Below are 13,726 nucleotides of genomic sequence, written 5' to 3' on the forward strand. Positions count from 1 at the left end.
TTGCCGCCCTGGCCGCCGGCGCCGGCATTGCTGCCGGCACCGCCAACGCCACCGGGCGTGGTGCCGCCGGTACCGGTGAACGGCGAATTCGTGGTCGACCCGGTTTCGCCGCCCCACCCGTTGGCACCGGCACCGCCGTCGCCGCCGTTGCCGCCGTTGACGTTTCCTGCGCCGTTGCCGCCGTTGCCGCCGGCGCCGGCCGCCCCGTGGGTGCCGGCGCTGCCCATGCTGGCGCCGCCGCTACCGCCGTTGCCGCCGTCGCCGGCGTGGCTGGGACCGATGCCCAGGGTGTTGGTCGGAGTTTGGACGCCGCCGCTGTTGCCGCCGTTGCCACCGAGGCCACCCGCGCCACCGGTGTCGGAGGACGCGCCGCCGTTGGCGCCGTTACCACCGTTGCCGCCGGAGGCGGTGCCGTTACCGCCGTTGCCGCCATAGCCGCCGGTACCGCCCGGGGCACCATTGCCGGTGCCGCCGTAACCGCCCGAACCGCCGTTGCCGCCAACACTGACCACGCCGGGGCCGGTCGCGCCGGCGCCACCGTTGCCGCCGTGGCCGCCGTTGCCACCGACACCGGTGCCACCGGTGAGCATGTTGGTGTTGGTGTCGCCGCCGATGCCGCCACCACCGCCGTTTCCGCCGATGCTCCAGATGGTGCCGTCGGCGTCCTTCCATCCGGTCGCGACCCCGCCGTCGGCGCCGTTGCCGCCATTGCCGCCGTTGATGCCGTAGGCACCATTTCCGCCGCCGCCACCGTCACCGCCCTTGAAGGTGCCGGTCCCGCCGGCGCCACCGTCGGTGGTGGCGCCGGAGATGGCACCGCCACCACCGGTGCCGCCGTAACCACCGCGGCCGCCGATGGTCTTGATGGTGTTGTCGCCGGTAGCGCCGTTTCCGCCGGCGCCGGCCTTGCCTGCGTCGCCGCCGGTGCCGGTCTCACTGGCACCGCCGGCACCGCCGGAGCCGCCGTTGCCCGCGGTGCCGGTGACCCCGACCGCGCCGGTGGCATCACCGCCGGTGCCGCCGTTGCCGGCGTGACCGCCGGTGTTGTTGCCCAGCGAGGCCCCGCCGGTACCGCCGTAACCCCCCGCGTCGCCGCCGTTGATGCCGTTGGCGCCATTGCCGCTGTCACCGCCGTTGCCACCGATGGTGCCGGCGCCGCCATCACCGCCGATACCGCCCATACCGCCGTTGCCGAGGAAGTGACCGCCGGCGTCGGTGGCTGCCTCGCCGCCGTCGCCGCCGTTGCCGCCGTGCCCGCCGTCACCGGCCTTGCCGGCGCCGCCATAGAGCGGGGAGTCGTAGAAGTTGGAACCGCGGGCGCCGCCCAGGCCGCCCGCACCGCCGCGGCCACCAACACCACCGGCCAGCCCGTTGGTGTCACCGGTCGCACCGTTACCACCGTCGCCGGCCGAGCCGCCGGCACCGCCCTTACCGCCGTTGCCGAGCATGTATCCGCTGACACCGCCGTTGCCGCCGTTGCCGCCTTGGCCCCCGCTCATACCCGTGCCGCTGGCATTCTGGGTGCCGTCCATGCCGGCGGCGCCGGCTCCGCCAGCCCCGCCGTTGCCGAACATCCAGGCCATCGCCGCGCCACCGTCACCGCCGGCACCACCGAAGCCGCCCGCCACAGCCGCCACGCCGCCTGCTCCGCCGTCGCCGCCGTTGCCCATCCAGACCCCACCGCTGCCACCGTTGCCGCCGGCCGCACCCGCACCACCGTCACCACCGTCGCCACCATTGCCGAAGCCCAGCGCGTTACCGCCGTTGCCACCGACAACCCCGGCCACCTCAGAGTTCCAGCCGGCACCACCATCGCCGAACCACAACCCACCATGGCCACCATCGGGATTCTCCGCTGTGCCATCGACACCGTCACCGATCAAGTACTGCCCCGAGATCGTGTTGATCGCACCGTTGACCATCTCACCGAGCGGATTGTTGATCCAGAACTCAGTCACCATGTGCAGTGGGCTGTAGACGATCTGGTCGAACAGCGTGGCCATGTTGAAATCGCCCATCAAACCCGACAGGTCGAAGGCGTCCGCCGAGCCGGGGACGTCAACATCAGCGGTCGGGACCAACCAATCGAAACTGAACAGATCATCGAAATCAGCCTGGGCGGCCGGCGCCGGCGCCAACGGCGTCATACCGAACGCCAAAAACGCCGCCACGGCGCTGCCAGTGCCGATCATCCGGTTGCGGTAACTCATGGGTGAATGCCTCTCGTGTGAAAAGTCTGGTTGAGGAAGGGTTTTAGGGGATCGACGTCCGGCGGGGGCTACAGACCCAGCAAGTCGGCAAACCAGTCGCCGGCCGCCGCAGAACCAGCACCGCCGTCGTCGAGGTCATTGATCACCGGCAAGTCGACGCCCGCCAGCGGCGGGGTCACCGGCACCGCACCCTTGCCATCCCAGCCCGAACCCAACAGCGCACCAACGGTCTGACCGAAGGCCTGCATCGCCGCGAACGGACCAATCGCATTGCTCTCGATCGCCAGAGTGTTCAGCACCGGAATCCCGTTGAGCGTCAACCCCACACTGTTGAGGATCGACCCACCCACCGCAGGCGTCTCGGCCACCACCTCGCCATTGGCACCCAACACCTGATACGGATCGATCGCCACGTGACCCGCGGTAAGCCACCCCCCGAACGCAATGTCCAGATGGCCGATCGAGGCACCAGCCGGCAAGAAATCACCGGCCACCTCATTGATCATCGGCAGCAGACTGTCCAGATTGAGAGTCGCGCCATTGAGCGACGCCCCAAACACGTTCGCCAACGTGTCACCGAGACTGTCGCCCTCACCGATGCTGTTAAGCAAGCCGACCCAGGGCGCAATCCACGGCCCCAACGAACCCATAACCAACCCGCTCAACGGCGACGACACCAGGTGGATGATCGGGATCATCTCCGCCGGGAACATCCCACCTGCAATCGAAGCCAACGGCCCGGCAAACAGGTCATACCAACCGAACGAGAACGTCGACGCGTCCCCAGCAGCCAACGTGTGGCTCATGACGATCTCGAGGGTTTCCTGACTGGGGTTACTCAGCGTGTACCCGGTCAGCAGCGCATCCAGGTTGTGGCGCATCTGCTCGGTGACCGCGGTGATGTTCGCCGGGTCATCCAGCAACTGCTGCAAGTAACCACTCTGATTGGCAACGAACTGCTGAAACGCAATCCCCGGCGCCAAGTAGTAATTGTTCAACATCTGCGTCACGTTCTGCGACGCCGCATTGAATACCTCATCCCACGCATTGGATGCAGTCAGCGCCACATCACGCACCACACCGGCATCCGGCAACGGCGTAACCACCGGCGTGGCCGCGATCAGACCAGCACCCGCGATCGCGACACCAAAGGTGGCGTAGGGACGGATTGTTGCGCGCAACGGAAATCTCCTCAAGGTTTCGACGGCTGCCGGGGGTGGGGTTTGCGTTAGCTGGCGTGCGGTGAGAAAGGCGAGGATTACCATATGTATTTCTCAGGTAAACACAGAGGTACGTCCGAGCCCCTCTCCAGGTCGGACACGAATCCGCAGAAATGACAGGGCATCTCATTCAACACCTGCCAAAGCTAACCGTCATTTTTCTGTGAAGTTAGGACGTTTTTTCGCAGGTTTGGACTATCATCGGCGGATGCTTCCTACGGCCCGATTGGTGCGTCAACGCGCCGGGGTGAAGGTCTACGACTATCCGATCGATCCACACCTGCCGCAGGTGGTGGTGGCCCGGGTCGGACAGGAGCGGCTGTCCCAGCACGGTCAGATCCACAACTTCCCGGCCATGTGGTGCGACCGGGTCGCCGGAGTGGTCTACGTGGTCGCGATGGGCGCCACCGTCGGTCCCGAGGCGGTGGAATGCACGGACGACGGCATCGCGGTGTTTTTCGACCCGGCTGCGATCGGCGACGACGGCACATCGCCATGGCTCGCCTGGCGTTCCCATCCCCTGCTGTGCCTGTTCCTGCATGAGCGCGAGGACGGTCTGCTGCGTGTGGAGTTGCCGGTCGCCGATCGTCAGGCCTTCTTCCGCATCCTCGATGCCATGAAATACGAGCTCCTGCAACGACAGAACGGAGACCGCGAGGCCGTATCGGCGTTGCTGACGCTGCTGCTGGTCAAGCTCAGCCGACTCGCCGCCGACACCGTCGGCGGACTGCGCCAGGAAGACGAACCACTGCTGGCCGAGGTGTTCGCAACCATCGACCGGCGTTTCACCGAACCACTGTCGCTGCGCGAAGTGGCGCGCGAAGTGTCGGTATCGGCTGGGCATCTCACGACCGTGGTGCGCCGCCGCACCGGGCGCACGGTGCTGGAGTGGATCACCCAACGCCGCATGGGCGAAGCCCGTCGCCTGCTGACCGATACCCGACTGTCGATCACTGAGATCGGGCACCGGGTCGGACTACCGGATGCGGCCTACTTCACCAGGCAGTTTCGCCAAACGCACGGTATTTCACCCAGTCAGTGGCGGAAATCCCCTCCACCCCCCGTTTGACGTTCCATGACACTGGCCCTCAGCTGACGGCGCGGGCGGAGCGCACTGCCTGCTCACACACCGCCCGCAGAATGTCCTCGCCACCCGTTCCGCTCTGACACCCGATGCCGATGCGCACCGCGCGGTCGACCACGACCGCCCAGTCGACGTGGTGGCCGACGCGCACCTCCCGATAGGTCACCGCGGGCCGTCCGGCACTGACGCCGGCCGGATCGAAACCGGTGAACACTCCGGGCGTTTCGGCGTCAGCGCGTTGCAGGGCTCGCTGCAACGGGTCAGCGATGGCGGTCAGGGTATCGCCGGCGGCCGGCGCTTGGGTGACGTGCAACACCAGCTGCGGATCGTGGGGCGACACCACCTCTACCCGCGCCGATCCTGGCCCGTCAGTCACCCGTCGGGTCAGCCAACTCGCCGGAACCTGTACCGCTACACGGCCTTCCACTAAGTAGGTCACGGGATTATCGGTATCCGGCCGAGCGTCGTGACGGGCAAGGAGGGCCAGCGCCACCATACCGCCGACCAGGGCGGCCGGGGCCAGTCGCCGGCGGCGACCGACGGAGACCGGTTCGGTGACCGGCGCATCGACCGTTCGGCGGATCGGCGGCAGCCGATCGACCACGGTCGCCCGCACCTCGGGCCGCAGCCGCTCCTCGATCAGCCGCGAGAGGTCGCTGGCCCCGCCGATCCCGGCCGGTACGTCGATCACGACCGCTCCGGGACGACCCCGGACCGCCTCACATATTCGGCGAGCCACCGCCTCGGCGACCCCGTCGGGAGCCCCGATGCGCGGCTCGGCGACCATGGCCGCGCTACCGGGTCCGGTAACGGCCACCAGGCCGGCGGCGATCTCCACAACCACCGCGGCGTGAAACGCATTGGACAGCAGTGTTGCTCGCGATCGGGTGACCACCTCGCCGGCCAGGCCTCGCGCCGCCGCGGCAAGCAGCTGCACCCTGCGGACCGCCCACCACGATGGGTGGATGAGCTCGACCGATTCAACGGGCAACGAGCAGCTCAGCACCTCACGCAAGAGCTCGGGAACCGCGACCGGTTGCCCATCGACCAGTCCGACCGGGTCATCGATCCACTCCAGTGCGGCGGCGCCTTCGGCCGATTCGGTGGCGCCGCAACACAACCGGCGGATGGCCGCCGGGCCGGCCTCGATAACTGCCTGATGTTTCATGAGTCCCAGGCCACCTGGATGAGCCGCTCACCGTCCGCGCGGGTGATCAGGGTGCCGCGCCCGGGTGGGAGGGGTTCCGGCCGAACCGAACTCAGCGGGCCGTCGGGGGCGACACCGCTCATCATCAGCGTCATCGCGCCCAGATCGGTCAGCGCGGTCCGCAGCGGTTCGTACATCGACCGGGTCACCCCCCCGCTGCGACAGGCCACGATCAGGTGCAGCCCGAGATCCCCGGCGTGCGGCAGGTATTCCAGCAATGGTGTCAGCGGATTTCCGGTGCCGGCGGCCACCAGGTCATGGTCGTCGACCACCACGTACAACTGCGGGCCAGACCACCACGCCCCGGCAAGCAGCTGCTGCGGGCCGAGGTCGGCACCGGGCATCCGCCTCGCGAGCTGGTCGATCAGGCCCGGCAGCAGCGTTGTCAGCGCGGGCCCCGACATCGCATAACCGGCCAAGTGCCCGGTCGGTACGACGTCCAGCAGCCCGCGCCGGTAGTCGACCACCAGCAGCTGAACCTGCTCGGCGGAGTGGCACCGCACCAGCTCCCGGCACAGCGTTCGCAGCACGGAGGTTTTGCCGCACTCGTTGCCGCCCACGATGACCAGGTGCGGTTGGCGGCCGAAATCGATGGGAACAGCCTCGAGTCCGCGTTCGTCGATGCCCAGCACCGGCAGGCCGGCGGGGGCGGCAAGTTCGTCCCGGGCGACGACGGTGGGCAGCAGCCGGATCGGTGGCGCGACGGCACCATCGGGGTGCCGCATTGGTTCCCAGCCTTGCGGGCGGGCTAACAGCATGTGCATGCCGTCGTGGGTCAGGCCCCGTCCGGGCCGGCCCTGCGGCACCCGCCGGGCCTGGCGACGGTCCAGTTCGGATTCGGCCGGATCCCCCAGCCTCAGCTCGATACGGGTGCCGATCAGGTCCCGCAAGGCGGGCCGCACCTCGGCCCACCGCGACGCGGCCAACATCACGTGCACACCAAAGGACAGGCCACGGGCGGCCAGCGCAACAATCCTGGCTTCCACCTCGAATTCGCGGCACAGGGCGGACCATCCGTCGATGACCAGGAAGACGTCCGGGGCCGGGCGTTCGTCGTCCGCAGCGAAACCGGCACGCTGGGCTTCGCGCCGCGCCACGATGGCCTCCATCTCGGCGACCACCCGCCGGACCAGGTCCGGTTGCCCAACGCCGGCGACCGCACCGACGTGCGGCAGCGTTCGGATCGCGGAGAGCACCCCGCCACCGAAATCCAAGCAGTAGAACGCGACCCGGGTCGCATCGTGGGTGGCGCACAGCGCGGCGATCAGGGTGTACAGCGCGGTCGATTTGCCCGATTGCGGGGCGCCGACGACGGCGACATGGCCGGCAGCGCCGCCCAACCGAATCGACAGGGTGGTCCGACACTGCTCGAAGGGCCGATCGACGACGCCGATCGGAACCGTCAGATCGGCGTAGTCGGCGTCGAGGAGTGATCCCAGTATTGCGGAATCTCCCAGGGGCGCCAGCCATATCTGTCGCGCCGCCGGGCCGTGCCCGGACAATCGCTGCAGCATTGTCTGCAGCACGGTGCGCCCGCCCGGATCGGTAGCTTCCCGAACCGGGCCGAGTGGCATTGCGGTGAACGGGAGTACCGCAACGGGATCCGTCCGGGCTGGAGGGCACATCCCGGAGACGTAGGCCGTCTGGAATCGCTGCTCCGCGCCGTCGGCGGTGCGCAAGAATCCAACCCCGGGAATATTGGGCAGTTCGTGGGCGGCGGTGGTGCCCAGCACGATCCGGGATTCGGCGGCCGACATCGTCTTGAGGCACACCCGGTAGGACAGGTGCGATTCCAGACCCCGGAGCCGGCCCTCCTCGATCCGCTGACTGGCCAGTAACAGATGCATTCCCAGCGAACGGCCCAACCGGCCGATGGCCACGAAGGTGTCGAGGAGATCGGGATGCTGGTGGAGCAGTTCGGAGAATTCGTCGACGATGACCAGCAGCGCCGGCAGGGCCGGTAGCTCTGGCTGTGTGGTTCGTGCCTGCCGGTATGCGGCGATGCTGGGCGCCCCAACACCGCGCAGCAGTTGCTGGCGCCGCTGCATCTCACCGGCCAGTGCGTCGCGCATCCGTTCCACCAGCGATGCCTCCTCAGCGAGGTTGGTGATGACCGCACAGACATGCCGGGCCTGCTCGAAGCCGAGAAATGTTGCGCCTCCTTTGAAGTCGACCAGCACCAGGTTGAGGTCCGCCGGCGAATGCCGCGCCGCCATGCCCAGCACCAGCGTGCGCAGGAACTCCGATTTGCCCGAGCCGGTGGCGCCGACACACAGCCCGTGCGGCCCGCTGCCCCGCTCGGCGGCCTCTTTGATGTCCAGCCGTACCGGTTCTCCGTTCGGGGCCGTGCCGATCGGGACGCACAATGACTGTGCCGACGCGCGTGCCCATTCCGCCCGCGCATCGAAGCGGTCGATGTCGCCGATGCCCAGTAGATGAGCCCATCCTTGGACGCTCCCGGAGCCAACGGGCCGGTGCGCGGCCAGGCGCCGCGCACACACCACCGCGTCGGCGAGGGTCAGAAAGTCCGGCCGGCCAAGATCTCCATCGGCGTCACACAGCACCGTCGCGGACACGTGCAGGAGGCGGGCCTCGCCTCGGGTGCATAACTCAGCCACCTGAAGACCGCTCACGTCGTCGCTGATCACCACGACCCGACGGCCGATCAGACTGGTTTCGGCGGCGGTCAGGTCGGGGTAGGTCAGGCGCAATGGTCCGCCGGCATCGGCGGCCGACGGATGCTGATGGTGCGGCAGCCATTTCAGCCAATCCCAGTCGCCGCGATGCCGACCATCCACGACCGCGATCAGCATCGCGTCTGGGCTGTGCAGCACGGCGAGCTGACAGATCAGCGCGCGCAGCAGGCCGCGAGCCGGCTCGATGTCGCCGTCAAGGCGCAGCGGCGACGGTCCCAGCACCATCAGCACGATCGGTACGCCGGGCACCGCTGCGTGGGTGTCCAGGAAACGGCGCAGTGCCGCGTCGGTGACCGGATCGACCCGTCGAACCGGATCGGGCGATGGCGCCACCAATCGACCGGCCGGTGCGGCCGGGCCGATTCCGACTCGCACCGAGCCGAACTCGGGGTCGCCGACCTTACGCTCCCACCTGCGGGGCCCGCCGGCCAACACCCAAAGTACGTCCGGCTCCGGGTGCGACCACAGCGCCCAGGCGCGCTGGGACAACGCGTTGTCTGCCACGGACTTGCGCAATCCTGCGAGATAGGCCAGGTAGTTCTCGCGGTCGCCGTCGATGTCGTTGCCACACCCATGGCTTCGCCCAGTGACAACGGCCGCCACCGCCGAGGCGAGCATCATCAGCGGGAACAGTGCGAACACCGGGCTGCGTGCGGCCGAGGAGCCCGAGCGGTAGACGACGGCGGTCACGGCGAGCATCCCCACCGCCATAACGGCGGGCAGCAGCCGGGTCAGAATCATCCTCGGCTCGGAATCCGACACCGATGGTGGTGCAGCGACCGCGATTTCACCCCGCGATGGCGGCGGGGGCGGGAGCGCGGTCGGCGCGGGACCGGTCATCGGCACACCGTAGGCAGCGCCAACTCCACCGACAAGTCAGCTGTGGATAGCCGAAAACGTCGCGGTTGCCGGGTCAGTAGCGTGCGAGCAACGAAGCGAAAGGAGAACGGGACGTGTCGACTCCGGATTCGGGCCTACGTCGGGTCGCAGTACACGCCGATTACGCGCACGCTGATCTGACGCTACCGTCCGGCGTGCCGGTAGCGACCCTGATCTCGGCCCTCGTAGAGCTGATGCCGCACCGGAACAGCCCGGAATCGCTGCGCCCCTATCGACTCTCCGAACCGGGACGAGCTGCACTCGACGGCACGAGATCGCTTTCCCAGCAAGGCATCCGCGACGGTTCTACCCTGGTGTTGACCCACGCCGAATGCCCGGCCCCCCAGGTGTCGTTCGACGATCCCGCCGAACGGGTGGCGGCCGCGGTACGGACCATCGAGCGCCCGTGGAATCCTGCGGCGCGCCGGCTGGGCGCCGCACTGAGCGCGTCCGGGCTGGCCGGGGTGGCCGGCTTCGTGGCGATTCCCGGCGGCCCCGGCGCCCCGAACGCGCTGTTGGCGGTAGCGGCCACCGGCGCGGTCGCCCTGATGACCGTCCCGCCGAGTGGCTGCAGTGGGCCGGTGCGTACGACGTTGTGCTGCCTGGCCGGATTGGCGGTGCTGGGCGCGATCGCGGGAATGGCCTTCGCAGTGAACGGGATTGCACTGCCCCGAGTAGGCGCCGCTGCGGTGGTCGCCGGAGTCGGCATGATCCGCGTCGCCGGCCGAGTGGCGGCCGCGGTCACCGGGCTGTTCCGCCGAGGACGAGCGGTGCCGTCGCAGATAGGCGAGACGCACGACCTGCTGACCGGAGTGGTGGCGGCGGCTGCGGCGTTGGCGACTGTGGGTGCCGCCGCGGTGGTCGTCGGGACACCGGTTGCCGCGGCGCCCGACCTGGTCGGCGCAGTGTTCGCGGCGACGGCTGGCATGGCGCTGGCACTGCGCGCCCGCTCGCACACCGATGGCGTGCAGATCGCGGCGCTGATCGCCAGCGGTACCGCCACATTGGCTATCGGCCTGCTCGGCGCGGCGAGCAACGCGACGGTGCAATGGCCGGCGGCGCTAGCCGTGGTGCTGGTCGCGGCGACGCTCGGCCTGGGCTTCGCCGCTCCGAGCACATTTCCACTGATCCGGCGTGGCGCCGAAGTCGTGGAGGGCCTGGCCCTCGGCTCGTTGGCGCCGCTGGCGTGCTGGCTGTGCGGGTTCTACAGCGTTGCCCGCGGATTGAATCTGGACTGACCCGTGCCGAATACCCGGATCGCTCGGTTGGCGGCGGTCGCCATGATCGCGGCGACACCGTGCGCACCACCGGCCAACGCGGTCGCACCGCCCCCAGTCGACCACGCCCGATTGCCTGCCCCGGCGCCGGCCGCGCCGGCACTCCCCACGGTGCAGCGCGAGGTGTGCACGGTGGGCACGCTGGGGCCCAGCGGGAACCCGACCCAGCTCGACGGGCTGGACCTGGCCGCGGCCTGGGCCCTCACCCGCGGCGCCGGCCAACGGGTTGCGGTGATCGACACCGGCGTCGCGCCGCACCGGCGACTGCCCGGATTGATCGGTGGCGGCGACTATGTCTCCACCGGAGACGGCACCCGGGATTGCGACGGGCACGGCACGCTGGTCGCCGGAATCATTGCGGCCGCACCCGATCCCATGGCCGACCGGTTCAGCGGCGTGGCGCCGTTAGCCACCGTGATCGGTATTCGAGCATCCAGCGCACGGTTCGCCGCCATCGGCGACGCGGTCGGTATCGGCGATGTCGACACCCTGGCCAAGGCGGTGCGTACCGCGGCCGACCTGAACGCGTCGGTGATCAACATCTCCACGGTGGCCTGCCGGTCCGCACGTACCGGACTCGACGACCGAGCGCTGGGCGCCGCCCTGGCGTATGCGGTCGAGGTCAAGAACAGCGTCGTCGTCGCAGCAGCGGGCAACACCGACGAGGGTTGCGGTGCCGAGGGACCCATGATCGTCACGCCGGCCTGGTACGACGACTACGTGCTGACCGTCGGCTCGGTGGATGCCCACGGCGTCGCCTCGGCGTTCACCCTGCCCGGACCGTGGGTCGACGTGGCCGCGCCCGGCGAAGCGGTGCTCTCGTTGAGCACCGTGGGCGATGCGATGGCCGACACCGTCGACGGCTCGCCGTTGCGCGGCACCAGCTTCGCCGCGCCGGTGGTCAGCGGGCTGGCGGCGCTGATCCGCTCGCGGTTTCCGCAGTGGACGCCACGCCAGGTGATGGACCGGATCAAGGCCACCGCTCACCACCCACCGGGCGGGAGCGATGATGTTGTCGGCGCCGGCGTGGTGGACGTGTTGGCGGCGCTCACCTTTGACGTGGTCACCCCACGCGAAGTGTCCCCGCCCGCGCCACCTGTGCCCCGCCCAGCCCCGGACCCCGAACCCACCGCCGAAGCCGCGCCCGCCGGGCTGCGCACCGCGATCGTCGGCACCGCGGTCCTAGTGGCGTTGCTCCTGGCAGCCGTCACCGGCCGGGCATTGTCGGGCCAGGCGCCGCGCCGTGCCCCAGCAGCGCTTGATCCCGACTGAGCCGGGGGCCGGCCGGCAAGCCAGCCAACAGCGGCCACGGCACCCCGGCGGCCACCGCGGGCAGCCCCAGCCTGCGCGCCGCATCGTCGTCGTCAACGGTGAACCGCACCCCGCTCTCGGAGATCAGATAACCGACACCGCGGGCGTGACCGGAGGTGTCGGCCGCGCGCACGTAGGCACTGTGTCCGGCAGGCAGATAGACCCCGTCCAAGGCGGGGCCCGGCCCGTCTGCCTGGGCCAGCACCGTGGGCGACTCCTCAGCCGGTAGCCGCGCCCCGCTCGATAGGGTGATGCCGGCCGGATCGTCGGCGCGCCAATGCGCGCACAGCGTGGCCGGGGCTAAGCCCACCCTGGAGCCCACCTCGCGAAGGTCGGCCGGCGGGGCTTCTGGGATCGCGTTGAGCAGTAGCGCCGAGACACGTCTGGGCACGGTGGACTCCAGCAGCGGGTCAGCGGGATCGACCGCAACCCGCCGTCCGTCGAGGAGCAAAAAGGTTGCCCCGGACTCGGACCTGACCGGTACCGCCTGCAGCGGGTCGAGGCGGGCGGATGGCAGCGGGTCGGCGCCGACCATGAGGACGGTGCCGGCGGAGTCCTCGCACAGCGACCACGTCTGGGAGTCCGGCAGGGCCGTCCCCAGTGCCCCCGGCGCACCCGGGATGCCCAGCGGCGGTCCGCTCCGGGCCCGGGCGATCGCGTCGCCGTCCACCGGTCGCGGGTCGGCCGCCCCGGTAATCAGCCGCGCCGAGGCGAGGTTGTACACCGGATGCATCGTGTCTGCGATCCGGACATAGAGCGCCCCGGTCGCGCGGTCCAGCACAATGGGCGCGTCCCCGAGGACCGGTCGCGGCCAAAACACGGCCAACATCACCGCGCCGACGGCCACGACCATGCTCAATAGCCACCCCAGGGCCAGGGCGTTTCGGCCGGGGACGGGGGCGCCCGCCACCTGCCCGCACCGCAACGCCCGTTCCATCCGGCGGGCCAGGAAGCGGTGGGCGCTGAGTTGAAGCTGCGTCGTCGATCGCCCGGCCATATCGGCCGACGCTAATTGTCAGACCGGTACCACCGTGCCCCGCCATCCACAGGCCCGCCGGTATCGGAAACGGCGTTCGGTACCATTTCCGGTATGCGTTTTGTTCAGCTGAGCAGCATTTTCTCCGCGACATTGATGGCAGGCGCACTGCTGACGCTCCCGGCCGTAGCGCCGAGCGTCGCCCCAGTGGCGTCCGCCTACGACTGCCCGGACGTCGAGGTCATCTTCGCCCGCGGCACCAGCGAGCCCCCGGGCGTCGGCCGCGTCGGCCGGGCCATGATCGACTCGCTGCGCCAGCAGACCTCCAAGAAGGTCGACGAATACGCGGTCAACTACCCCGCCGGCCGGCTGCAGCTGGGCGGCGGCGACGGCGCCAACGACGTGATCAAGCGGGTCAAAGCGGCGGCTGAGGTATGTCCCGACACCCAGCTGGTGCTGGGCGGCTACTCGCAGGGCGCCTCGGTCATCGATATCGTCACCGGCACCCAGGTGGGCGGCATCAGCTGGGGCAACCAGCTGCCCGCCGAGTATGCCGATCAGGTGGTGGCGGTGACCACGTTCGGCAACCCGGCCGACCGCACCGGCGGGCCGATCAGCGTGCAGAGCGCCCTGTTCGGCTCCAAGGCCCTCGACCTGTGCAACCCGGGTGACCCGATCTGCCACGAAGGCCCGGGTAACGAGTGGGCCGATCACACCGACGGCTACATCCCGGCGTTGACCAGCCAAGCGGCGAACTTCATCGCCGGCCGGCTGCGGGCTGCCGGCCCCGCGTCGACGCTGACGCCGTGATCGGCCCCACCCCGCTTTAGTTAGCTCATCAAGGCTTATTTTCGCTACTATCGTTC

At 69.5% G+C, this 13,726-nt stretch carries 8 protein-coding genes and 2 pseudogenes; 4 read left to right on the forward strand and 6 right to left on the reverse strand.

Annotation, left to right across the window (positions count from 1 at the left end; translation table 11 throughout):
• Positions 1-938: 938 nt before the first annotated feature.
• From NM962_03765 to gjpA, 3 genes and pseudogenes are all read right to left on the reverse strand, one after another.
• A pseudogene (locus NM962_03765) lies at positions 939-1,190 on the reverse strand (hypothetical protein).
• A 342-nt stretch (positions 1,191-1,532) separates the two neighbouring features.
• A pseudogene (locus tag NM962_03770) lies at positions 1,533-1,979 on the reverse strand (hypothetical protein).
• A 299-nt stretch (positions 1,980-2,278) separates the two neighbouring features.
• A complete protein-coding gene (gjpA, locus tag NM962_03775) occupies positions 2,279-3,391 on the reverse strand; it encodes an outer membrane porin GjpA (protein ID UVO13273.1) in 1,113 nt (370 codons plus the stop codon).
• A 247-nt stretch (positions 3,392-3,638) separates the two neighbouring features.
• Here gjpA and NM962_03780 point away from each other — a divergent pair, with 247 nt between their 5' ends.
• Positions 3,639-4,499 (forward strand): AraC family transcriptional regulator, encoded by an 861-nt coding sequence (locus NM962_03780; GenBank protein UVO13274.1) that lies wholly within the window; start codon positions 3,639-3,641, stop codon positions 4,497-4,499.
• Positions 4,500-4,518: 19 nt separating this feature from the next.
• Here the strand turns inward: NM962_03780 and NM962_03785 are convergent, their stop codons facing one another.
• Together NM962_03785 and eccCb are read right to left on the reverse strand one after the other, a co-directional pair.
• Positions 4,519-5,682 carry a type VII secretion-associated protein gene (locus NM962_03785; protein UVO13275.1) on the reverse strand — a complete coding sequence of 388 codons (1,164 nt, stop codon included), beginning with the start codon at positions 5,680-5,682 and terminating at the stop codon, positions 4,519-4,521.
• On the reverse strand, positions 5,679-9,257 hold the full coding sequence (eccCb, locus tag NM962_03790; protein ID UVO13276.1) for a type VII secretion protein EccCb: 3,579 nt from the start codon (positions 9,255-9,257) through the stop codon (positions 5,679-5,681). Before eccCb ends, NM962_03785 begins: the two co-directional genes overlap by 4 nt.
• Positions 9,258-9,370: 113 nt before the next feature.
• On the opposite strand from eccCb, the gene NM962_03795 reads away from it, so the two are divergent.
• A complete protein-coding gene (locus tag NM962_03795) occupies positions 9,371-10,534 on the forward strand; it encodes a hypothetical protein (protein UVO13277.1) in 1,164 nt (387 codons plus the stop codon).
• A gap of 42 nt (positions 10,535-10,576) precedes the next feature.
• Positions 10,577-11,845: a type VII secretion-associated serine protease mycosin gene (gene mycP, locus NM962_03800; protein UVO14538.1), complete on the forward strand. Its 1,269-nt coding sequence runs from the start codon at positions 10,577-10,579 to the stop codon at positions 11,843-11,845.
• Here mycP and eccB read toward each other — a convergent pair.
• Entirely contained in the window at positions 11,781-12,881 is a 1,101-nt protein-coding gene (gene eccB, locus NM962_03805) for a type VII secretion protein EccB (protein UVO13278.1), read from the reverse strand. The two genes, mycP and eccB, sit on opposite strands and share 65 nt — an antisense overlap.
• Positions 12,882-12,974: 93 nt before the next feature.
• Between eccB and NM962_03810 the strand changes: the two genes are divergently transcribed.
• Positions 12,975-13,670 (forward strand): cutinase family protein, encoded by a 696-nt coding sequence (locus NM962_03810; GenBank protein ID UVO13279.1) that lies wholly within the window; start codon positions 12,975-12,977, stop codon positions 13,668-13,670.
• Positions 13,671-13,726 lie beyond the last annotated feature (56 nt).

Source organism: Mycobacterium sp. SVM_VP21 (genome assembly GCA_024758765.1).
GTDB lineage: Bacteria > Actinomycetota > Actinomycetes > Mycobacteriales > Mycobacteriaceae > Mycobacterium > Mycobacterium heraklionense_C.